The sequence below is a fragment of the Spirosoma validum genome, from assembly GCF_014699035.1.
Taxonomy (GTDB): domain Bacteria; phylum Bacteroidota; class Bacteroidia; order Cytophagales; family Spirosomataceae; genus Spirosoma; species Spirosoma validum.
The window spans coordinates 77,702-101,878 of sequence record NZ_JACXAA010000014.1; the positions used below are offsets into that span (position 1 = coordinate 77,702).

Here is a 24,177-nt window from a genome sequence, read left to right on the forward strand (position 1 = left end):
AGTGTTCAGCTTGAGGATTAAAGACTGATCGTGGCACCAAGCGTGGCCGTTCGGGGTAGCGGGAACCGACCGACATCGTTGCCGCCAACTTCCGGGAACGTACCGTTATAGCCCGTGAAATAAACCAAGTTTGAGCCGGTTAGAAACACGCGAACGCTCTTGACCCGGTTACGTGCCATCCGTTCGAGAAGTTTGGCCGGCATATCGTAACTGAGCGTTACTTCGCGCATGGCCAGATAATCGCCTTTCTGCCAGAAGTTTGCAGGGGGTGTAGTGCTTCCGCCCGCATCGGTGAAGTAATTCCGGCCGTAGTTGGCCCAGTAGTAGCGCGGCAACGTACCGTTCGGATTTTCAGGCGACCACGTATTCGTTACGTCGACGGGGCCGTTCTGCGAGCCCTGTACCTGCGACATCCCACGCAGATACGACTGATTGGCGATGATGAAACCCAGCGAGTAATCGAACTGGCCGTATAGGTTAAAGCCTTTCCAGGAGAGATTTGACGAGAAACCGCCTTGTATGGTCGGCGTCGTGCGACCGACATACACATTATCGCGGTAGTCCAGCGTATCGTTCTTGTCCGTATCGCGCCAGCGGGCGTCGCCAAGCAGCTTGATTCGTTTGTTGGTGTACGGCAGGTACGTATTCAACAGACCGGCGCGTTCATCCAGTTGCGCCTGACTGGTGTAAATACCGTCGTGGATTGGTGCATAAATCTCATCCAGTCCTACCCGTTTGCCTTCCTGCAAACCACCTACCCAAACCAGCTTGTTCTGACCGGGATCGAAAATCTGAACGGCTCCCTGACGGTTGAGGTCCAGGCCGTTATTCGGCAGTTTCTTTGCGAAGTTCTTCACGTGAAAGAGGTTCGCGCTAACCGTCCAGGATACCCCGTTTGCACTGGATGGTTTCAGTACGTTCGCTCTGATTTCCAGCTCGACACCCCGATTCTGAAGTTGACCCAGGTTCGTTACGTAGGAGCTGAATCCGGTCCAGGCAGGAATCGTTAGCGAGGTGATTTTATCGTAGACATTGCGGATAAAGTAGTCGGCAATAACCGTTACGCGGTTGTTCAGCAAACCGACATCGACCCCGAAATTGAGTGTATTCGCCCGCTCCCACGTAAGGTTCGTGTTCGTAATGCCACCCGTTGCAAAACCAGGTTGACCGTTATACGTACCAACACTGCCGTACTGCGGGATTGTGGCGTAGTCGCCGATGAGGGGTTGGCCCGCGCTGTTGAGCGGGTTGATGCTGCCATTCTCGCCAAAGCTGATCCGGGGTTTAAGCGTTGATACGTACCGGCGCAGGAACGAGTTGGCGAAGAAATTCTCGTAGTGCATATTCCAGCCCAGCGACACGCCGGGGAAGAAACCGTATTGATTGGTAATAAGCTTGGACGTACCGTCGTACCGCATGTTTACGTTCAGTAGATACGTATTGGCAAACGTGTAGTTGACCCGCCCGATCACGGAAGCCAGCCGCTGCCAGCTCGAAAAAGAAGACGTCGGTACGCCCACAGCGGCCGTTGAGGCCGATAGCCAGGGAATAAAATCGGTAGCCGCCAGGTTGGCCGTTGCGCCATAATCATACACGCGCGATTCAAAAAACTCGCCCCCGGCCAGCGCCGATACTGTGTGCTTACCAAAATCTTTGTTATATTGAAGGAACGCGTTGTAGGTATATTGACTAGCCCGCTGATTGGTAAACGATGAATTGCGGGTATTGACCAACGCCCCACCAGTTCCGTTGATGTACGCTTTGGTGAAACTTTCGCCCGTGGTATACCGGTAAAATCCCGATGCCGATGCCAGCGCCTTCAAACCCGGCAGGATCGTGTATTCCAGATTTAGTCCACCCGAATAGCGTTGCTCAAGCGTTTGGTTGTAAAACTTATCCCGGAAATAATTCGGGTTACCTAACGTACTGCCGTCCACGCCCGGAAGTTCAGCGCCTGTCAGGTCGTGAGTCAGTCGTACCGTGGGTGCAATACCTGTAAATCGCTGAATAATGCCGCCATTAACACCACCACCCCCATCGGCAGTCAGGTAAGATGGCGTTGTTTTGGCACTATACCCCGATACGTTGAGGTTCACGACCAGATTCTTGCCCACGTTCAGGCCGCCATTGAAGTTCATATTCATTCGGCTGAGCGACGAGCCAATGAGTGTACCAACGTCGCTGATGCTACCCAGTCCCAGCGAGAAATTGCCCTGGTCGTTACCCCCTGAAAAATTCAGGTAATGTTCATTGAGCGTTCCCTGCTGAAGGATCAGATCTTCCAACTGCCGTTGCGAGATAGACCGATACAACAGACTATCCGTCTGATTCGCATTGAACGGATTTTTATCGAGCAGTAAATGATATTGTGGGTCGCTGAGCAGGTTCCGGTTGCTGTTGGAAACTAATTGCGTTGAATATTTTCCGTCGGGAGCGGTCCAGCCCGAGTTAACGCCCCAGCCCCAGGCACCGGTCAACTGGTTGCGGGCGTTATTCATTTCCGCCGTGTTGTTATCGGCCTGCGCGGCAGCGTAGCGGCTGGCCAGTCCGCGCCGGTTCCAGGTGATGTAGTCTTCTGCACTCATGTAGGCGAGTGGATTGCGCCGGATGTAGTTGTTCGCCCGTTTGTAGCTATAGGTCACCGACGTCCGGCCTTTCTTGCCCTTTTTGGTCGTCACCAGAATCACGCCATTCGACGCCCGCGCTCCGTAAATAGCCGCCGAGGCCGCATCTTTAAGCAGGTCAATGCTTTCGACGTCCTCCATGTTGATACCAAAAAGTGAGGGAACAATCACACCATCCAGTACGACTAGTGGCGAACCCGAGCCGTTAAAATCGGTTCCTCCCCGAAACACAATCGTTGGCGTTGATCCTGGCTGACCAGTTGTTTGCTGCACACGCAGACCGGGTGCGGTTCCCTGCAACGCGGTGCCGACGTTGGTTCTCGGTACGGATTTAAAAACCGTCTGGTCAATCGTCGATACGGCACCGGTCAGAGTTTTGCGACTTTGCTGACCGTACCCCACGACGACCACTTCGTCCAGACTTTTGGCGCTTTCGGCCAGCTTGATGTCGAGTGAGGTCTGGTTGTCGATCACAATTTCCTGTGTACTCATGCTGATAAGTGAAGCAACCAGTACGTCGCCCTTGCGCACCTGAAGCGAGAACTGTCCATCCTGATTGGTTACCGTTCCGCGGGTCGTTCCTTTAATGGTAATGTTTACACCCGGTAGCGTTTCACCGGTGCGGGCATCGCGGATGGTCCCTGTCAAGGAAGTTGTCTGCGCCCATCCACTAACGGTGAGCAACCAGCCGACAATAAGTATGACATATCGCCTGTATTTGTAAGGAGAAATAGACATTATAGAGATAGTTTATCGTAGACAAGAGAATAAGTATGACTTGACAAAGGTATTATGTTGTACATAAAAGTCAAAAATTCGCATAAAATTTTTATTTAAGCGAATAAATCCAGAATATTGTCAGACATAATCGAGTGTAGCGTTTTTTATATTATACATAATACATGGAGTACATCAATAATCAGAGTGATTTCAAGCTGAATGAAAACCTCACGCTGGTCGACAAAGTGGAAACGGATCTGCTCGAATTCTTCAATGACAAGCAATTCAAAGCGGGCGATGTCATTCCAAAAGAGATCGAACTATCGGCTCAGTTAGGCGTAAGCCGGACGGTTCTGCGGGAAGCGCTGCTACGGTTACGCATGCGGGGCATGCTCGACACGAAGAAGAAGCGCGGAACCGTTATTACGAACCCCGACCTGCTTTCGCTCATCGAAAAAACACTGTATCCCGGCATTCTGGACAATGCGACGCTACGTGACATTTTCGAATTACGGATGGTACTTGAGATCGGGATGGGCGATCTGATTTTCGAGCGGGTAACGCAGAATGACATCGACGAACTCTACGCCATTGTTGCTACGGAGCCAGTCAATACGGAAGAGATGCTGTTCGATTCGGAGCAGGAAATTCGCTTTCATGGCAAGTTGTACGACATCACCGGCAACCAGACACTACGTCGGTTTCAGCGGATGCTCCTGCCCATTTTCAAATACGTTCACGAAAGCGGCATCCTGAAAAAACAGGTGCAGCACAAGAAGTTTGTTTCGCACCGGGGGCTGGTCGATGTCATCCAGCACGGAACACCCGAAGCCTTTCGCAACGCGATGCGCAATCACTTCGAAAACCATTTCCAACGATTATTCTGATCCCGGCACACGCTATGATCCATGCATTTCTACTGGCAACCAGCCTTATTACGTATCAACCCGTCCTCTCCGGCCAGACAAACAGTACTGGTCCAACTGTCGATTCCACGACACAGGCCATCGTCGAGACAACGGTCTTTCGAAACGGCGAAGGGGGCTATCTCTGTTATCGGATTCCGGCCATCGTGAAAGCGCCGAATGGTAATCTGCTGGCCTTTGTCGAAGGGCGCCGAACGGATTGCGGTGATTTTGGCGACGTCGATCTCGTGCTACGTACCAGCCAGGACAACGGAAAAACGTGGGGACCGATACAGCTCGTTGTCGACTTTGGAACGATGCAGGCAGGCAATCCAGCGCCGGTGTTCGATCTGACCGACAATCGCTTTCCAAACGGAAAACTGTTTTTAGTGTACAACACGGGTACCGCTTCGGAAGCGAACGTGCGGAAAGGCCTGGCTGTCCGTGAAGTCTGGTACAAAACCAGCACCGACGGCGGCCAGACCTGGTCAGAAGCGGTGAACATAACAACCCAGGTTTCGCGACCGAACAAGCCCGACATGAATCCGCAGTATGCCTTCAGGGAAGACTGGCGATCGTACGCCAATACGCCCGGCCACTCCCTGCAACTACAGAAAGGTCGTCATAAAGGCCGGATTTTTGTGGCGGCCAACCATTCCGAAGGGCAGCCGCAACCGCAGTTTCGCGACTACCGGGCCCATGGCTTCTATTCCGATGATCACGGAAAAACCTGGAAACTTTCGCCAACCATTACGTATCCCGGCGGCAACGAAAGTACAGCCGCTGAAACCGCAAACGGCGGTCTCTTGCTGAATGCGCGCAACCAATCGGGCGACGTCAAAAATCGGCTGCTGGCGTCATCGTCCAATGCCGGTGAACGTTGGGAGTCAGTCGTTGTCGCAACGGATTTGCCCGATCCGGTCTGTCAGGGTAGCATGATTACGTATCAGCCACGTAGCGGCCCCAGCGTACTGCTGTTCTCCAATCCTAACAGCCAGACCAGCCGGACAAACTTAACCGTTCGGGTTAGTCAGAACGATGGCAAAAAATGGTCGGCTGGCAAACTGATTTATGCCGGTTCGTCGGCCTATTCCGATCTGGTTGTTCAGCAGGATGGCGACCTTGGCGTTCTCTACGAAAAAGACAACTACACAAAAATCACCTACGCCCGTTTTCGCTACGATTGGCTGGTTACAAAGTGAGCCAATAAATGTGGTGTCTACCTGTGGTGTCGGGTTCTTAAACCCGACGCAATTTGCTGACGCGAGAATGTCGGGTTTAAGAACCCGACACCACAGAAAAACTGACATCACAGGCAGTTCAAATGTTCACATAATTAACATGATCGCTACCCAGACCTACACGCAACTCTACCAGGATGCGCTGTTGAACGACGTTATTCCGTTCTGGCAAAAACACTCGCTGGATCGCCAACAGGGCGGTTTCTTCACCTGCCTCGACCGGAAGGAAAAGGTTTATGACACGGATAAATTTATCTGGCTACAGACCCGCCAGGTATGGACGTTTTCGATGCTGTATAATCGGCTGGGCGGCAGTCCGCCAGAACAACGCGCGGACTGGCTCGACGTAGCGCAGCACGGTGCTGATTTTCTAACAAAGTACGGTCGTGCCGAAGATGGCAGCTGGTATTTTTCCCTGACGCGCGAGGGTCGGACACTGGTGCAGCCCTACAACATTTTTTCGGATTGTTTCGCAACGATGGCGTTCGGTCAGCTGTCGGTAGCAACGGGTAATGATGCGTACGCCAACCTAGCGAAATCGACGTTTGAGCAGATATTGGCCCGGCGCAACAATCCGAAAGGACGGTGGAACAAAGCCGTTTCGGATACGCGGCCGTTGAAGAATTTTGCGTTGCCCATGATCCTGTGCAACCTCTCACTGGAAATTGAACACCTGCTCGATAAAGAGCTGGTGGAACGTACCATTGACGAATGCATTCACGAGGTCATGGACGTATTCTACGATTCCAACCTGGGGCTGATTCGGGAGAACGTAACGCCCGACGGCCAGTTTTCGGATAGCTTCGAGGGGCGGTTACTGAATCCCGGTCATGCGATCGAAGCGATGTGGTTCATCATGGACCTGGCTACCCGACGCAACGACGTAGCACTGCTCGAAAAAGCGGTTCGTATTACGCTCGATACGCTGGATTATGCCTGGGATACAGAACACGGCGGACTCTTCTACTTCATGGACAGCCAGGGCCATCCGCCCCAGCAATTAGAGTGGGATCAGAAACTCTGGTGGGTGCATATCGAAACGCTCATTACGTTACTGAAAGGTTACCAGCGAACCGGAAATCCTGACTGCTGGGCCTGGTTTGAGCGAGTTCATGCGTACACCTGGTCACACTTTCCAGATTCCGAGTTCGGTGAATGGTACGGTTATCTCAATCGCCAGGGAGACGTACTTTTACCGCTGAAAGGTGGCAAATGGAAAGGCTGTTTTCACATACCGCGGGGTTTGTTTCAATGCTGGCAGGTGTTAAAGGAGATTGAGAGTGTGGGGATAGCTGCGAAGCATAGGTAGGAAAACCTGTAGAACGCACAGATGTCGATTTGCGCTGTACACCTGTGCCTGACTAACCCGTTTCCTCACTCCGCCCAATTTTATGAGCCGCCTGCCAGGATCAGTTGGTTAGTCTGTTAAGTACAACATAACCTCACTTAGTCGATTAACGTATGAAAACTATCATCTTGACGGCTACGCTGCTGATTGCCGTGGCCTCCGCAGGTGCGCATGCTCAGTCTGGCGGAAATAGCCGTCGCACGCCGGGTCGATACCCCACGCCCACCGCAGAAGGGCCATCTAGCACAACGACAGGAGCCCAATCAACCCGTTCGCAATCAGGATCAGCCAGTACAGGAACTAAAGCCAGTACGGGAAATAAATCAGGCGGTACGTCGGCTGGACAGAAATCGCCAAGTCAGAGTAGCAAATCTGGTCCCAAAAATCAACAGGGGGCTGGTGTTCCCAGCAGCGGTAGCGCTAGTGACCTGCGCACGGGCAAACCAGACAAAACCCCATAGACAAACCTTATTCCTGCATTTTGAGACAGAGGCTGAGTTACCTTCGAGGAGAAGGAAAGCTCAGCCTCGTTTTATAGACGCAACGGCTGAATGATACAGTTTGGCCTTTAACGCTCCGAACAGCCCACAAAAATCCGCGCTGAAGCGAACGGTCAACAATCGCAGCCACAATTAGTTAACTCTATACACTCAGGCGAGTGCCGTTATCCGCTTGTTACCTACTACTTCAACTCCATCGTCAACGGCATCAACTGCTTTATCAATGCAGCTAACCAGCCCTGCTTTTTCTGATGGTGGTATCATACCAATTGCTCGATCAACGAAAGACGATTAATTTCATTTACTTAAGACGATACCTATGCCGACTTTCAATCTCCAACGTTTCTTTCTCGTTCAGTTTCTGATCTTATCAACTATAGGCCACGTATTGGCTCAACAAACGCCCGATGTACGCCAGGTTCGCTGGGGTTTTTCGCCGAAACAGGTCAAAGAAGCGGAATCCAGTAAACTCACATCAAAGAAAACAGAGAAGCTTGTCTACGCACGTGTTCCGCTTATCAATCGAACTGTCGGCCTCGAATATACCTTCAATGGTGACTCGCTGCTCTCGGCCTCCTATTACTATTATATGACTGCCGCCATTACTCAGGCAGATGTGATGGCGGCCAGAACGGAGTTAGATTCGTTGCTACAAGAGAAATACGGTCCCGGAAAAACGGCTAAAGTTGGCGAGATTCTAAACAAAGTGTGGCTGACGCCGAGAACGCAAATCAGTCTGTCGCTGGGGAATGTCGATAGAGGCTGGTCGTTAGAGCTCGTTTACCTTTGTCGGGTTTATCCAGGCCAGCCTGCTAACGCCGGTTGGAAACCGCGAAAAGACATTCCCGATCTATAAAATTCAGGATCTTTTTGGCAAATACACGCTAAAGGTGCACCCTTACCAGGCTGGCTGGTAGCCGTGATAGCCCCGCCATGATTCGCCACTACCTTTTCGCAGATCGCTAGACCGATTACAGTACCAACAAATTCGTTTCGGCCCTGCAATCGCTGAAACACCTGAAAAATGCGATCCAGATACTTTTCATCGAACCCGATACTAATCGTAAGCTAGTTCCCCAAGCGGGTAAAGCCTGGCCAGGTGCTTGAATTAGCATTACTACCTCGTTCACTTCAGTGCCGGTACCCACTCCGTATAGTCACAGTTGCTACAGGCATCTGTTTTGTTGCTCGATTCTGGTTGCTGATTACCGCAGTGGTGACAAACGTTTTGACCGGACGCTTTCTCCTGCTGGTCAATAAATTCAGTGTCCCACTCGGGCAGTATCGACAGGCCCGGTCTGGGTTTCGGATCTTCAACGAGCGTAAAGGCACCATTGGCTTCCATATACAAACGCTTCACGGATCCCAGATGAAACAAACCCCCGGAGCGAAGCTGAGCAAACAACAGTTCACGGGTGATGCGCGCATCTTTCATGTTTGCCAGTTGAATCACTGAATTTTCAACGAGTGTGCTTCGATCACCCTGAGAAATCGCTTCGAATCGCTGATTTTTGGCTGCGTAATAGGAAACAATACGTTGGGTCAACACAACAACCAGCCCAATAACATAGGCTGGCAGCAATCCCCGATGAGCATCCAGAATGGGTACGCCAATGGCAGCCGCCATCGACACCATGGCGGCCATCTCATTACGGCTCAGTTTAGAGGCCATGCGTCGACCCATAAATCGCATCGAAAGAACCAGCAGCAGGTAAATCGCAGCCGCCCGAATCAAAATCTCAACGTAAAAAATGCCCGGCACGTCGCCGACAAGAATCCGTTGCCAATCGTATAAATGAATATCTTCTTCTTTCATGCTGGAATTAAAGTATGGCGTTTACCCAGTCGTTGGCCTGACAAATCGGGCAGGCGTCTGGTTTGGGCTGAGCAGGTACAGTATTGCCGCAGTTCGTGCAGGCGAGTAATTTTTCTTTTGGCTGCTCGTGAATAGACTGTATTTCTTCGTCTGAAGGCGGCAATAGCGATAAACCCGGCTTTCCGGTTTCGTCCTGATAAATGCTGAACATCCCGTACGCTTCAATATACAGGCGTTTTACCTTACCCAGGTTATACACGTTTTCGCTACGTAACGCGGCAAATATCTGCTGATGAGAGAGTCGGTTTTTCGCCATCTCGTCCACCTGAATGATGCCATCTTTTACGAGTACGGTTTCGGTTCCCTGAATGAACTGTTCGGCTTTACTGCTCTTAAACCCCAGCAGGTTAGTTTGTCTCAGAAAAACTAACGCGCAACCTAGCGCCAGCATCCCCGATAGTAACCCTCGGTCGGGCAATTGCATAGCAGGTGACACGATAGCCCCCATGGTTAGCATCACGGCCAGTTCCAGATTGGTGAGCTGACCATTCATTCGTTTGCCGAGCAGGCGCATGGTCACCAGTAATACCAGGTAAATTATGACGGTACGGATGAATACTTCCAGTAAAAATTCAACAGGCGCATCACCGATTAGAATTCGATGCCAGTCCCCTAGCTTAATGTCTTCCTTATTCATGTTTACCTAACTTTTCGTTTAGCCGAATTGATTGATACTGAGAGGCAATTCAGGGTTTATTTATAAAATACATCAGGTATATCTAATAAGTAGATCAATCGGCAAGAAAGATGAACTTATTGCTAACAGAATGCTTCGTTGAGCAGTTGGTTTTAGAGAACACATCTCAACGTACTTCATGAAGTATCTATTTATTACTCTGTGCATCAGTCTATTCATAAGTTGCCAGAAAAAGGACGAAAGCGAATCTAAAAAAACTCCCCCTACTCCTATTCCGACCGATTTCATTGAAGAGCTATGGTATAAAAATGCTTTCCTGTACAGCGTCGATGTCGAGGTTTTTAAGGATTCCGATGGCGATGGCGTCGGTGATTTTAAGGGCATCACGCAGCAGTTGGATTACCTCATTCAATTGGGTGTCAGGACGATTTGGCTGGCCCCTTTTCAACCCACACCCAACAAAGACGACGGGTACGACATCGCTGATTTCTATGGCATCGATTCGCGACTGGGTACTGATCAGGATTTCGACGAATTCATTCGCCAGACCAATAAAAAAGGGATTCGGGTAATGATGGATTTGGTTACGAACCACACGTCCGATCAGCACCCCTGGTTCAAAGCGGCTCGTCAGCGTAAAGATTCGCCCTATCGCTCCTGGTACGTCTGGTCGAAAGAGCAGCCAAAAAAATGGGACAAAGGCATGATTTTTCCGGGTGTACAGAAAGAGGTCTGGAGCTACGACAAGCAGGCGGGCGAATATTTTTATCACCGCTTTTATGACTTTCAGCCCGACCTGAACATGCAGAACCCGGCTTTACAACGGGAAATGCGAAAAATTGTCCGCCATTGGCTGGATAAGGGTGTGGCCGGCTTTCGGGTGGATGCCGTTCCATTCCTGATCGAGATAGCCAACGCCGACTTCGACCCTGAAAAACCACAGTATCAGTTTGACATCATTACGCAGCTGCACCAGTATATTCAGTGGCATAAAAAAGATGCCATTCTGCTGGGTGAAGCTAACGTCGACCCGAAGGATCAGCAGGACTATTTCGGGAAAGATGGCCAGAATATGCAGACAATGTTCAACTTCTTTGCGAATCAGTACCTGTTCTATTCGCTGGCTACGGGCGAGACGAAGCTGCTGAAAAAAGCCCTGGAGGATACCAAAGCCATTCCGCCAACGGCTCAGTGGGCAACGTTTCTGCGCAACCACGACGAAATCGACCTGGGTCGGCTGAGTGACAGTGAACGGGATAAAGTCTACGCCCGCTTCGGCCCCGACTCAACCATGCAGCTTTACGACCGGGGCATCCGGCGCCGACTGGCACCAATGCTGGGCGACCGAAAGCTGATTGATTTGGCCTACAGCTTCCTGTTTTCCATGCCGGGTATGCCCGTCATTCGTTACGGTGAAGAAATCGGCATGGGCGACGATCTGAAGCTAAAGGAACGCTTATCCATCCGAACCCCCATGCAATGGTCGAACGCACCCAATGCTGGTTTTTCAACAGCCGCCAAAACAGTTCAACCAGTCATCAGCCAGGGGCCATACAGCTATACGAAGGGCGTTAACGTAGCAGACCAGCGTGCCGACTCTGCGTCGCTGCTGAATCAGATTACCCGGTTAGCCCAATTGCGAAAACAATGCCCCGAAATCGGTTGGGGTAACTGGGAGATGCTTGACACGGGATCGGAACAGGTATTAGCCATCCGGTATGATTGGCAAGGCCGCTCTCTGGTAGTCGTCCACAATTTTAGTTCTGAGCCGCAGCAGTGCCAGATAGCCACAAAAACGCAAACAGGCCGTCCGTTAACTGACTTAATGAATAATTCAGAAACGCCGTTGGGCACCGGGGGAAATTTCGCGGTTCAATTGCCGGGTTACACGTTTAGGTGGTATCGCGTAAAAAAATGAAGCAGAACGGACTCCTTCCTCTGTAACCAGGTCCGTTTACTCACTTCCCTCATTTACAAACAAGACCGTTAGTCTGTAAGGTGTTTCTCAGAAGGCAGGTTTTTATTTATATGATGTATCCACTCAACGTAAACAAACGAACACTTGGCGTAACGTTTCTTCCGGATAGGCAAGCGCAGATCGTGCTCTGGAGTCCCTCTGCTGATCAGGTCGATTTGAAAATAAACGGACAGTCGGTTCTGCCCCTTCAGCAGGAAGAACTTGGGTACTGGCAAACAAAAACCGATCAGCTACGGCCGGGCGATTCATACACGTTTGTACTTAATAACGAGAAAGAATATCCCGATCCGGCTTCGTTGAGTCAGCCACAGGGCGTTTATGATGCTTCGCAGGCAATTGATACGTCCTTATTTTACTGGGACGACCAATGTTGGGTTAATCCAGCGCTGGAAGATTATCTGTTGTACGAAGTTCATACCGGTACATTCACGCCGGAGGGCACCTTCGCTTCCCTGGAAACGAAACTCGATTACCTGAAAGCGCTGGGCGTAACGGCTATAGAAATTATGCCTGTAGCTCAATTCGCAGATAGTCGCAACTGGGGGTATGACGGTGTTTACTCATTTGCCGTTCAGAATTCCTACGGCGGGGCCAGCAATCTGCAACGCCTAGTCGATGCCTGTCATTATAAGGGGATCGCTGTCGTACTGGACGTCGTGTATAACCATTTCGGGCCAGAGGGAAGCTTCTTTAGTAACTTTGGCCCTTATCTGACCAGCAAGTATTGTACGCCCTGGGGCAATGCTATTAATTTCGATGATGCCTGGTGTGATGGCGTCCGGCACTACGTTATTGAGAATGCCCTGATGTGGTTCCGGGATTTTCACATCGATGCGTTACGTCTGGATGCGGTTCACGCCATGAAAGACTGCAGCCCGGTACATATTCTACAGGAACTCCGTCAGCAGGTCGACCACCTGATGGAGACTACAGGACGACGACATCATTTACTGGTCGAGTGTGACCTCAACGACCCAAAATTTATTAACCCCCTGACTGAACACGGTTACGGTATGGATGCTCAGTGGATAGACGAGTTCCATCATTCCCTACGGGTGACGGTTGGTGAAGCAAAGACAGGCTATTATGCTGATTTTGATGGCCTTGCTCATTTGACGAAATCGTATCAGCATGGTTACGTCTACGACGGTCAGTTTTCTAACGTACGCCAGAAGCTTTTTGGCTGTAAAGCCGAATCAAACCCAGGACACCAGTTTATTATTTTCTCGCAGAATCATGATCAGGTAGGCAATCGCCAGCAGGGTGAGCGATCGAGCCAGTTGTACAGCTATGACACGCTGAAGCTATTAGCCGGAGCCGTACTGGTGAGTCCATACATACCTCTGTTATTTATGGGTGAAGAATGGGGTGAAACGAATCCCTTCTTTTATTTCGCGACTCATTTCGAGCCAGATTTGGTCGAGGCTGTCCAGCAAGGCAGAAAAGATGAGTTTGCGCATTCCCATTCGGATAAGGAGGTCCCAGCGCCCCAAAGCCATGATACGTTCGAAGAAGCCAAACTACAGTGGGGTTTATTAGCTAAAGAGCCGCACCAGACGCTGTTACGTTATTACCAGACGCTGATTGCTTTACGTAGGCAACTACCGGCGTTGCACAAGCTAGACCGTCAATATGTAAACGTAACAGCTAACGACGATCAGCAGACGCTACAATTACATCGCTGGCAGGGCGATCAGCATATACAATGCCTGATGAATTTCTCAAAACAGCCACAAATTGTCCAGCTATCAGAAGCCAGCCAGGAACAGGATTGGCACAAACTACTCGACTCAGCCGATGAACAGTGGTTTCCACAGAACGGAATCAGTACCGCTCCTGGCTCGCTATCGACGGATAACGCCATTGAGCTACAGCCCGAGTCGATCGTCATTTACGCCCAGGGGCATGAAAAGTCGCATGTCAACGTACCGAATCCAATTGCACAACGACTTTACCGGGGCGAGGCTGAAGCGGTCGGCTGACGAACCCCGGCTGGAATTCAAAACCGTGTCGGGTATGGTAGCAGCCCGTTGATCACTACGTGCCTTTAGAATTTATAGTTTACCCCAGCCGGGAGCGGTTCAATAGCTACTTTCATCCATGTTCCATTGACCTTGACCACAACAATTTTGTTGTCTTTATCGTAGAAGATCGTGCCGTCCGGACTGTTCTTTAGCTCATTATAATTGACATGGCGCGCATCCTGTTCATAATTACGCTCATCATCACCCTCGGGCTTCGTCTCCCGAACGTCCTCACGACCAATTGATCCCAGCGTAAGGGCGTTTGTCAATCGTAAGGAACCGTAAAAAATAGCCTTATCGCGGCCGAACAGAAAGGAATGCTGACGCACATCCGACCCAATTTTAAACCAGTTATAAGCCTGATCAGAATGATTATACGTCGTTCCGTAGTAATACAATTCGGCGACTGGCTTTTCGAGTTCGACGTGTTTATTGACAAGCATGGTTATGCGGGATTTATCGTCGGTTGCGTAGCCTTCAAAGACATGATACCCCCATCGTTTTTTATTTCTTTCGTTGGCGTTTCCCCGAACCTGAATCATGTAGGGGGTGCTTAGAATCCCATTTATACTGCTATACATGGGCGTTAAGGTCGGATTGAAGCCAAAACTGTATCCCCGTTCTTTCCAGCGGGACCAGGACGAATCAATATCGGATGAAAGCTCGATTCGTTTATAAGCCGAGCCTGGACTGCCCGCCTGAAGTGAAAAATACGGACTACCGGTTGCAGGAGTCTGTTGCCCTTGTGCAAACGCATACGTAGTCAGCAGTAAACCGAAAAATAAACTAAAAACTTTCATACGGGTAAATTGGAGTAAGTGGAGGATTAAGGCGTTAAGTGCTATCCTTGCGATTCGGTTTGCCTGAACTTTTCGCCTGATCTGCCTGCGTACAGTGGATAACAGTAGCCGATTAGCACAACCACCTTTAATGGGTTATACAAAAGACGTAACGAGATTTCAACCTGCAAGTTTACCGACAAAACGGAATACGTACTTACCTTTCACCATGAAGATACGTGCCTCTTTTATAAAAAAAATCATGGTACTTCTCGGGCTGTTGTCAGGTCCGCTTATGGGAATGGCTCAACCGGGAACGGAGAAACTAGTGCTCGTTTGTGGCCAGAGTAAAGTGCTGCTGGTGGATTATCAGAACGGGAAAGATAGCGTTCCGGCTGTAGTCTGGAGCTGGGATGCACACGAAGCGATGGATTTGCCCGATGAGTATCGTACGAAGAAGTTTAACACAATGGACGATTGTAAACCGATTCGGCAGGGTGAGCAATTGCTGGTTTCTTCCTCCGGTGGTGCCATCGCCCTGATCAACCGGAGCGACAAAAAAATACTTTTTCACGCCAGTGTCCCCAATGCCCATTCCATCGAACTCCTGCCGGGTGAACTGATTGCTGCGGCTGCTTCGACGGCACCAACGGGCAACCGAATTATGCTCTTTGATCGTCGGCAATCGGGTAAACCGATCTTCAGTGATAGTCTGTATTCAGCTCACGGTCTGGTTTGGGATGATAAGCGCAAAAGTCTGTTTGCCTTGGGATTGACCGTCCTGCGGGAGTACAAACTGATGATGACGGGTCAGAAATCGCTAAAACTGGTGCAGGAATGGAAGATTCCTGGTGAGGGAGGTCACGATCTGCAACCGACGCTGGACGGCAACTATCTCTTCCTGACGGAAACGAATGGGGCCTGGCAGTTTGATCTGACCAAACACACCTTTATTAAAATTCCCGGCTTTACAGATGCTCCTCATACCAAAAGCGTCGGACGTGATCGGTCCGGGCAGTTCGTTTATACCGTTCCGGAAAAGAGCTGGTGGACGTATCATGTTCGGTTTCAGAATCCTGGCCACGCCCTGAGTTTTCCAGATCTTGAGGTATATAAAGCCCGCTGGTTCCAGCCCTGATGTTTGCGTAGAATTATCAACGACCTGATTCCATAGCTAGTCCTAATCGTTGACCGTTCAAATTCAACGAAAAAACGTGGTTGTGTCATCCTGAGGTTAGCAGAGCGTTTTATTTCAGAACAGATAGAATTTATAGAGTAAAATAGGACTTTAATGGCATTTTAACAATCCAGTGCTTTCGTGGGCATAGCGACGAACACTTTGGCATGCGAACATGAATCCCGCTAAACTTATTTCTCTTTCATGGCTGCTAGCGGTCTACGGCTTTCTTCTATCTCAGGCGGCATTGGGCCAATCGGACGTTCAAACCTTTAGTCACCTGACAGTCGAAGAAGGGTTATCCCAAAGCAGTGTTTACGCAATAGCGCAGGATAGTAAGGGGTTCATGTGGTTTGGCACGCAGGACGGGTTAAACCGCTACGACTCGCATCGTATGGTCGTTTACCAGCGTCAGAATGGCCAGAAAAATAGCTTTGCCTCCAATACGATCAACAGCCTGCTGGTCGATAAACAGGATCGATTATGGGTTGGCACAAGCAAAGGGCTGGCTCGCTATCGACCTCAACAAGACGATTTTGAACGTATCCCCTTTACGAAAAACGATTTCACTGGCTTACCCGATTCTACAATTACCAATCTGTTTGAAGACAGGCAGCAAAACCTATGGGTCGGTACGTTGCGTGGCCTCTATCGATTGAAAACCAAAAAACCATATCGGTATGAAAGCTTAGCAAATCTGACGATAAAGCAACGTAACGTAAGCAATCTGTACATCCGGGCCATGTATGAAGACCGGGATCACAATCTGTGGGTCGGTACGTCCGGCGGTTTAACGAAACTCAGTCCAACAGCATCGGGACGGTTTCAATTGACCAATTATTTCCTGGAAGCTGCGGATTCGGTCAACCATAATGCGTCCAACGGCATTAACGCCATCGCTGAAGATAAAACGGGACGGCTCTGGCTCGGAACCGAACGTAACGGCATTGCCCTGTTCGATAAACAAGCAGGTCGGGTTGTTTCCTGGAACGTAGCACCCCATCTGGATTTGAGCACACAGACCGTTCGGACAATCCTGCCGGATACGAAAGGAAATTTCTGGGTCGGCACCATGGCTGGCCTGTACATTATTGCGCAGGACGGCAGTCGGGTCAGAACGCTGACGAATCAGCCTGCTGACCCAAATTCGTTGAGTGACAATTCAGTACGTTCCCTTTTTCGTGACCAGGATGGCTCATTCTGGATTGGCACGTACTACGGTGGCGTCGATATGTACAGCCCGCTTGCCCGGCAGTTTGGATCGTTCCGGCCACTGGATCGCCGGGGAGGCATGCCCTTCAAAATAGCCAGTGCGATGATACCGGCTTATAACACGAATCAGCTGTGGCTGGGAACAGAAGATCGGGGGCTGTTTTTGGTTAACCGTGACAAAACCATTGCCCGGCAGTATACGCATGACCCGAAAAATCCGCAGTCACTCGCCAACGATAAAGTAAAATGCCTGCTAACCGATGGCGCGAACGGTTTGTGGATCGGGACCATCAAAGGGCTTAATTATTTAGATCTACGGAAGCAGACGATGGCTCGTTTTCTGCACGAGCCCAACAATCCGCATTCGCTACCGAACGACCGCATCTACGACCTTAAACGGGATAAGCAGGGCGCCCTCTGGATTCTTACAAACCGGGGTGGGCTTTGCCGATTCGATCCGATAACCCGTTCGTTTATTCAGTACTCGCATCAGCCAGACAACAATAGGTCGCTCAGTGCAAACAATGCGCTCTGCCTCCTCGTCGACTCAAACGATGCGTTGTGGGTAGGCACAACAGGAGGCCTGAATCGAAAACTGTCGTCGTCCAATGCATTCGTTCGGTTTATGCATGACGACGATCATTCGTCTTCCATCAGCAGCAATCACATCACCTGTCTACTCGAAGACCGCCAGCATCGACTCTGGATCGGCACACGTGACCAGGGACTAAACCTGCTGATGCCCGACCAACGCTCGTTTACGCACTTCACCACGAAAGAAGGCTTGCCCAGCAACAGCCTGGTTGGTATGCAGGAAGACAAGCAGGGCGCTTTGTGGATCAGCACCGACAAAGGTCTGGCGCAGTTCATACCCGAACGGTCGACGTTCATTGGTTACAATAAGAACGACGGGTTAGTTTGCAAGGAGTTTACAACGAATTCAACCTACCAGGATGCTCGTGGATACCTGTATTTTGGAGGCTACAATGGCATTGTTCAGTTTCATCCGGACAGTATTCGCCGGAATACCAAAATCCCCACGTTAGCATTTACCCAACTACGTCTGTTTAATGAACCCGTTACGAGTCTTCGTCCCGGCGATCAGGAAACAGGTCTCGATTATAAGCATGGGCTTACGTTTACGCACCGCCAGAACGTGTTTTCGCTGGATTTTGCAGCCTTCAATTATATCAATTCGGCCAAAAACCGCTACGCTTATAGGCTAATCGGTTTCGATAAAGACTGGAACTACGTAAGCGAGCCCAGGGCCATGTACATGAATCTCGAACCGGGCAGTTATGTCCTTCAGGTGAAAGGCGCTAACAACGACGATGTCTGGAATCCACAGCCGCTGGAGTTAACTATCGACGTATTGCCCCCTTTCTGGAAAACCGCCTGGGCTTATTTGTTCTACGCACTAACGTTTTTGTACCTGCTGAAACTCTGGTCAAGACTAAATCGGAAGCGGCTTCAACTGACGCACGATCTGCTGGTTGAACATACTGAAAAGGCCCGGCAGCAGGAGCTTCACCAAACTAAACTGAATTTCTTTACGGAGATTGCACATGAGATCCGGACCCCGTTGACGCTCGTGACCGGGCCCATCGAAGTCCTGACGGATCGTTACAGTGACGATCCTTTCCTGCAAAAGCAGTTATCGCTGATGCGAAACAGCACCGACCGACTGCTGCGACTGCTAAACCAGCTACTGGATTTCAGAAAGCATGAAACGGGCAATCACCCACCAAAATTGCAGGAAACGGACCTGGTCATCTTGCTACGTACCATTACCGATTCATTTCAGGAACACGCCCGGTCGTGCGGGGTAACTTTAACCAACAAGTCCGAAGTTGCTACGTTGCTTACTTGGGTCGACGCGGGCGAAATGGAAAAAGTTTTCTATAACCTGCTCCTGAATGCGTTTAAATTCACCCCGGCGGGCGGAACAATTTCCGTACGTCTGCGTCAGGATGCCGATGCCGGTAATCAGGCCGTCATGGTTGTTGAGGATTCGGGAAGTGGGATTCCAGCGGGCGAGCTGGAACACATTTTCAACCGGTTTTATCAGGTCAATCAGCCCAGGGATCATAACTCCGGCTTCGGTCTTGGCCTAGCCCTCAGCAAAAGTATTGTTGATCAGCATAACGGGCAGATTGGCGTTGAGAGTCGGCAGTTCGACGCACAGCACCCGGGTTTCACGCGCTTTACCATTACGCTTCCCTTAACCGTCCCTGAGTCACGTGATCAGCTACCTGCCGATTACGTAGCAGACAGTCCAGTCTCTCTGTCGAGCTTGTCCTTACCAGTCTCGTTTGTGGAGCTGACACCAGGGTTACCCGAAATAGAAAATGGCATTGATTCCAGCAAGCCACTGCTTATGATCGTCGAAGACCAGCACGACATTCGTATCTATATCCGGGATTTGTTTTCGACGGATTATCAGGTTATTGAGGCTATGGATGGGGCCGCTGCCTGGGAAAAAGCTTCGCACCTGTTACCTGACCTGATCATCACCGACGTAGCCATGCCCGTCATGGATGGCTTAGCGCTGACTCACCGGCTTAAATCGGACCCGAGAACCAATCACATTCCCGTGATTATGCTCACGGCCAAAGACAGCATGGACAACCAGTTAACGGGTCTCCAGACTGGTGCTGATGACTACCTAGCCAAACCGTTCCATCCACTACTCCTGCTGGCGCGCGTTCGGAATCTGTTAATGGTACGGGAGCAGTTAAAAGCAAAATACCATCGCATCGTTACGGTGCAGCCCCAGGCTCAGGAACTGGATCATCCGGACACCAAATTCCTCAACCAGCTTATGACTACATTGGATCGTCATCTGGCCGACGCCGATTTTAACGTAGCGAGTCTAGTTGGTGAGATGGGTATGAGTCGCCCGGTGCTGTTCCGAAAAGTGAAAATGCTGACAGGTTTGTCGGTTATTGATCTGTTGCGGACAACCCGACTCAAAAAAGCAGAAATGTTGCTGAAACAAAAGAAAACAAGCGTAGCCGAAGTAGCGTTTGCCGTTGGCTTCAATGATCCCAAATATTTCAGCCGAGCCTTCCGCGCGGAGTTTGGCCGAACGCCCACCGAATACAGCAATCAGTTATCGGAACCGTTGGAGGTGGCCTAACTCACCTCTTCGTATTGGTGGTCTTCAGACGATAAATCCCCCCTCATCGGGCGTATTGGTTTGTTCCATTTCGAAATGAATAGCTAATCTATTGTTCAGAAGTAGCTTGCCTAAAAATTAATTCGTTTAACACCGTCTATATAGTATGTTTACGTCTGTTGCTTTTTTAACTTGATAACCTCTATCGCTTTATCACTCTTGATGAAATCCATTACTCGTCTTGTAAACAATCTACTTTTAGTCAGCATTCTGCTAGTCAGTGCGTTTCCAGTAGCTCAGGCGCAGGTGATCACCCAACGGTTTGCCCCTGGCACTAAGTCGCTGCCTACAGAGCCGATCCCAACGCTAACGCTGCCACCCGTTGATCTCACGACTTATCTGCTTGAGGATGCGCAACGAACGAAAGATCAGTCCCCCTTCCGATTTGGGGCCAATATTGCCGTTGATATTGATTTGCTCACGGTAGCCAGTCGAACCGACACCCCCACCGAACGGATTTACCGCTACCAGTTATACTCAGCGGGTGCCTATTCTCTAAACCTGATCCTGGATCAGTTGACACTGGTCTCCGGCGCTCAGCTTTATCTGTATGATCCAGCCGTCACCATGCAGATTGGCCCCATTACCGATCAGCAGAATATACGAACCGGTGAATTCTGGTCTGATCTGCTTCAGGGCGACCGTCTGATTCTGGAACTGCGTGAACCGATCAATTCTCCTATTGCCAGCCAGGTGCATATTCGAAACGTAGTGCATGGCTATAAAAACGTGTTTCCTTCTCAGGAGAAAATCAATGAATCAGGCAGTTGCGAGGTGAATATGGCCTGTTTTCCCGCTCGTCAGTTTGAAGGGGATGGGGTGATTATCATTCTAACGAGTGGAGGCTCTGCTTACTGCACGGGGTCTATCCTCAACGACAGTCGACAAAGTTTTCGCTCGTTTTTGCTATCGGCCAATCACTGTGGAGTTGCCGACAATTCGCTCATTCGGTTTAAGTATCAAAGCCCCAACTGTACGCCCACCAGTGCCCCGGCGCAAACCGTCACCATGAACGGCTCCGACTTCCGGGCCAATTATGCAGGCTCGGACGTATCGTTGCGTGAACTTAAACAGCAAATTCCAGCAACTGCTAGCGTAACCTATCTGGGCTGGAATCGGACGAATGCCAATGCCAGTAACGCCTTCGGCATTCATCATCCGGAAGGCGACGTCAAGAAAATATCGTTCACGAATGCGAATACTGAATTTGCTACGTATGGCGGGGCTAATACCTTGCTGGCCTATTGGAATAATCAGGGCGTAACTGAACCGGGATCGTCGGGCTCTCCCCTGTTCGATGGCAATGGACGGGTCATTGGTCAATTGTATGGAGGCCCTTCTACGTGTGCGGCAACGGGTACTAGCCGTTCCGATTATTATGGTCGCTTCTTTACGTCCTGGACCGGCGGAGGCACGGCTTCCTCTCGGTTGAGTAACTGGCTGGACCCAACCAACCTGGGCAATTTGACAACCAGCGGAGTTAAATCAGCCTTGAGTGGGCCGACTACGGTAACGAACGCGGGTTCGTTTTCCATGAATACGGGCACGGCTTCCGTTACGTCCTGGAGCATTGCCGGGGCAGCCAGCGCGGTAACACCCACCTCGGGAACGGGCAACGTAGCCAATCTGGCCGTTCTCAGTTCGGTGAATTCACTGACCATCGTCTTTTCCGTTAATGCCGGACAGAGCTATCCCATTCAGTTCAGTCAGGTGTTTGATGCGGTCAAAACCTCCGACATCATCCCCATCGTCTACGCTCGTCCTTCTCCGGTATACGGCTCATCTACAGTTAGTCTGGTAGTGGATGTTGTCGAGCTTAACTCCGTAGCAACGAATGGCCTCATCACCGTTAAAGTGACAAAAGATACCAAAGCCACTCTTACCTTCGATGGCAGCCTGACAACCCTGGGAGGACGTAGTGTGCAGAACAGTAGCTGGACCTTTAGTTCCGATGCAAACTATTACACGCTAACGACCACGCAACCCGTTACGGGAGGAGATAAACTAAGCCTGGGTTTGGACGGAATACTCAATGCCGCCAGCACAACAGGGGTAGTCAACTGTAGCGCCACGGTAATTGGTGGTGGTGATGGCAAACTAAACAACAACGTCGACGCGGACAAGATCGAGTATTTCCAGCAATAAACATGCGCTTTCCTTACTCAGCAAGGTTATGCATTGAGTCAATCACTCGCTGGGCCTGATCGCCTTTGTTGGTGCCAAGCAATACATACTCTTTCGTATGGAGTACGATTTGAATACCTGTGTTTCCAGAGACATTAAAAGCACTGTTTTTGGGGTAGTTTCGATATCCCCAACCGCCATATTCTTTTAACGGACTGTATTTTCGAACGTAACATGCTTTAATCTCGCGCCAGGGAATACATGTTGGCTTACGTTGAAATGGATGGAACTGATAAGCAATACCCCGCACGCTAATGGTAGTGGCTAGATGGGCCGTCCACATAAAGTAGGTGAGTAAAAAACTACCAATCAGAAAGATGATCAAAACAGCATCCGGCGCAGATTTAGTGCCGAATGGATGTCCCAATATGATTTGCTGGACAAACCCGTAGATGAAGAATAGATTGATAAACACCAGCAGCCCGATGACCAGAAGCTGACGAAAATATTGTTTCTCCGTAAACAAAGGTTGATTCTCCATCTATGTGCACTGTATACGAACCTATGACTGACAATACGTAGTACAAGTATCAATATAAAGACTTTTTCTCATTCAGTTTTTTAGACCGGAGGAGTGCTTCCAGAAAATAATAATCCGCGTAAATAATCGGGACGTCGACTTCGCTGTTCTGCGGCTTTGAGCCGGTACTGTGCAGCAAAATAAACCCGTGATTCTGCCCGACTGGCGATACGTATTGTTTGGCCAGATTCGTCATTACCTGATCGGCTTTGGTACGATACTGAGCGCCATTTTTACTGTAGGTACTCAATTCATAAAGTCCGGAAGCCATCACCGTAGCGGCCGATACGTCGCGCGGTTCGTTGGGGATGCCCGGCGCATCGAAGTCATAATACGGAATCAGGTCACTGGGCATGTGCGGATGACTGAGCATGTAGCGGGCAATGGCTTCCGCCTGTTTCAGAAATTGCGGATCTCGGGTTTCGCGGTAGCAAAGGGTGTAGCCATACAGTCCCCATGCCTGCCCCCTCGCCCAGGCCGACTCGTGGCTGTAGCCCTGATGGGTGTTCTTCTTCAGCACCTTCCCCGTCAACGTATCATAATCGATAACGTGATAGGAGCTATGATCAGGCCGGTAATGATTTTTCATGGTCGTTCGGGCGTGTGTAACGGCGATCCTGTAAAACGTCGAGTCGCCGGTCAGGCGGGTAGCGGCAAACAACAGTTCCAGATTCATCATGTTGTCGATGATCACCGGCGATTGCCAGACTTCCTTGTGATGATCCCATGACCGAATAATCCCAGCCGTTGGTTTGAACCGTTTGATCAGGGTCTTCGCACCCTGCACAATCACATCGCGATACGCTTTATCACCCGTCAGGCGGTACCCATTGCCGTAGCTGCAATACAGCTTAAAGCCCATATCGTGCGTACCGGCGTTCATTTTTTCGCTTTCCAGTTTGGCCGTGTACAGCCGTGCCTGATCGGCCCACTCTTTCTGACCCGTGTATTCGTAGAGATACCATAGTTCGCCGGGGAAAAATCCACTGGTCCAGTCGCGGGCCGCTACCAATTGCAAAGCTCCCTTCTCGTCAAGCGATCGGGGCGATACCAACGTTGGTTTACTACTAGTCTGACTAACAGCCGCTACGTCGGTTAGCAGCAATCGGGTCTGTTGCTCGGCTTGTTTGAACGCCGTTTTGATGAGCGAATCGGGTATAAGGCTTGTCAGTAAGCCAACCAGACCTAAAGAAGTTAGGAGGAGTTTAGGCGTTTGCATAGGGTTTGATATGAGTAGCCTGGACGGCCACGTCCGGTTTTTTTATTTGCTGTCT

Annotated in this window: 16 protein-coding genes and 1 pseudogene; 10 read left to right on the plus strand and 7 right to left on the minus strand. The window is 50.3% G+C overall.

Features of this window, described 5'->3' with window-relative positions:
• Window positions 1–17: 17 nt before the first annotated feature.
• The gene (locus IC230_RS28020; protein WP_191042378.1) at window positions 18–3,362 is read right to left on the minus strand and encodes a SusC/RagA family TonB-linked outer membrane protein; all 3,345 of its coding nucleotides are present in this window, start codon (window positions 3,360–3,362) and stop codon (window positions 18–20) included.
• A 164-nt stretch (window positions 3,363–3,526) separates the two neighbouring features.
• Between IC230_RS28020 and IC230_RS28025 the strand changes: the two genes are divergently transcribed.
• The 5 genes from IC230_RS28025 to IC230_RS28045 all read left to right on the plus strand — a co-directional run bounded on the left by IC230_RS28025 (window position 3,527) and on the right by IC230_RS28045 (window position 8,194).
• Window positions 3,527–4,231, plus strand: a complete 705-nt coding sequence (locus IC230_RS28025; RefSeq protein WP_191042379.1) for a FadR/GntR family transcriptional regulator — start codon at window positions 3,527–3,529, stop codon at window positions 4,229–4,231.
• A 14-nt stretch (window positions 4,232–4,245) separates the two neighbouring features.
• Window positions 4,246–5,451 (plus strand): sialidase family protein, encoded by a 1,206-nt coding sequence (locus tag IC230_RS28030; RefSeq protein ID WP_191042380.1) that lies wholly within the window; start codon window positions 4,246–4,248, stop codon window positions 5,449–5,451.
• Between the two features lie 139 nt (window positions 5,452–5,590).
• Window positions 5,591–6,799, plus strand: a complete 1,209-nt coding sequence (locus IC230_RS28035) for an AGE family epimerase/isomerase (RefSeq protein ID WP_191042381.1) — start codon at window positions 5,591–5,593, stop codon at window positions 6,797–6,799.
• A gap of 152 nt (window positions 6,800–6,951) precedes the next feature.
• On the plus strand, window positions 6,952–7,299 hold the full coding sequence (locus tag IC230_RS28040) for a hypothetical protein (RefSeq protein ID WP_191042382.1): 348 nt from the start codon (window positions 6,952–6,954) through the stop codon (window positions 7,297–7,299).
• Window positions 7,300–7,657: 358 nt separating this feature from the next.
• The gene (locus tag IC230_RS28045) at window positions 7,658–8,194 is read left to right on the plus strand and encodes a hypothetical protein (protein ID WP_191042383.1); all 537 of its coding nucleotides are present in this window, start codon (window positions 7,658–7,660) and stop codon (window positions 8,192–8,194) included.
• Between the two features lie 3 nt (window positions 8,195–8,197).
• On the opposite strand, the pseudogene IC230_RS28050 reads toward IC230_RS28045, so the two are convergent.
• The 3 genes and pseudogenes from IC230_RS28050 to IC230_RS28060 form a co-directional block, all read right to left on the minus strand.
• Window positions 8,198–8,394, minus strand: a pseudogene (locus tag IC230_RS28050) (sensor histidine kinase); the annotation flags it as partial.
• A 70-nt stretch (window positions 8,395–8,464) separates the two neighbouring features.
• On the minus strand, window positions 8,465–9,154 hold the full coding sequence (locus IC230_RS28055; protein ID WP_191042384.1) for a DUF421 domain-containing protein: 690 nt from the start codon (window positions 9,152–9,154) through the stop codon (window positions 8,465–8,467).
• A gap of 7 nt (window positions 9,155–9,161) precedes the next feature.
• Entirely contained in the window at window positions 9,162–9,851 is a 690-nt protein-coding gene (locus IC230_RS28060; protein WP_191042385.1) for a DUF421 domain-containing protein, read from the minus strand.
• Window positions 9,852–10,029: 178 nt separating this feature from the next.
• Between IC230_RS28060 and IC230_RS28065 the strand changes: the two genes are divergently transcribed.
• Window positions 10,030–11,769 (plus strand): alpha-amylase family protein, encoded by a 1,740-nt coding sequence (locus tag IC230_RS28065; protein ID WP_191042386.1) that lies wholly within the window; start codon window positions 10,030–10,032, stop codon window positions 11,767–11,769.
• 113 nt (window positions 11,770–11,882) lie between these two features.
• Entirely contained in the window at window positions 11,883–13,811 is a 1,929-nt protein-coding gene (gene treZ, locus IC230_RS28070; RefSeq protein ID WP_449451374.1) for a malto-oligosyltrehalose trehalohydrolase, read from the plus strand.
• Between the two features lie 65 nt (window positions 13,812–13,876).
• Here the strand turns inward: treZ and IC230_RS28075 are convergent, their stop codons facing one another.
• The gene (locus IC230_RS28075) at window positions 13,877–14,653 is read right to left on the minus strand and encodes a hypothetical protein (protein WP_191042388.1); all 777 of its coding nucleotides are present in this window, start codon (window positions 14,651–14,653) and stop codon (window positions 13,877–13,879) included.
• 241 nt (window positions 14,654–14,894) lie between these two features.
• On the opposite strand from IC230_RS28075, the gene IC230_RS28080 reads away from it, so the two are divergent.
• From IC230_RS28080 to IC230_RS28090, 3 genes are all read left to right on the plus strand, one after another.
• Complete coding sequence (locus IC230_RS28080; protein ID WP_191042389.1) at window positions 14,895–15,770, plus strand: DUF6528 family protein; 876 nt, start codon at window positions 14,895–14,897, stop codon at window positions 15,768–15,770.
• Window positions 15,771–15,984: 214 nt separating this feature from the next.
• The gene (locus tag IC230_RS28085) at window positions 15,985–20,160 is read left to right on the plus strand and encodes a hybrid sensor histidine kinase/response regulator transcription factor (RefSeq protein ID WP_191042390.1); all 4,176 of its coding nucleotides are present in this window, start codon (window positions 15,985–15,987) and stop codon (window positions 20,158–20,160) included.
• Window positions 20,161–20,361: 201 nt separating this feature from the next.
• A complete protein-coding gene (locus IC230_RS28090) occupies window positions 20,362–22,344 on the plus strand; it encodes a trypsin-like serine protease (protein ID WP_191042391.1) in 1,983 nt (660 codons plus the stop codon).
• Window positions 22,345–22,357: 13 nt separating this feature from the next.
• On the opposite strand, the gene IC230_RS28095 is transcribed toward IC230_RS28090, so the two are convergent.
• Both IC230_RS28095 and IC230_RS28100 read right to left on the minus strand, forming a co-directional pair.
• On the minus strand, window positions 22,358–22,864 hold the full coding sequence (locus tag IC230_RS28095) for a hypothetical protein (RefSeq protein WP_191042392.1): 507 nt from the start codon (window positions 22,862–22,864) through the stop codon (window positions 22,358–22,360).
• A 49-nt stretch (window positions 22,865–22,913) separates the two neighbouring features.
• A complete protein-coding gene (locus tag IC230_RS28100; protein WP_191042393.1) occupies window positions 22,914–24,122 on the minus strand; it encodes a glycoside hydrolase family 88 protein in 1,209 nt (402 codons plus the stop codon).
• Window positions 24,123–24,177 lie beyond the last annotated feature (55 nt).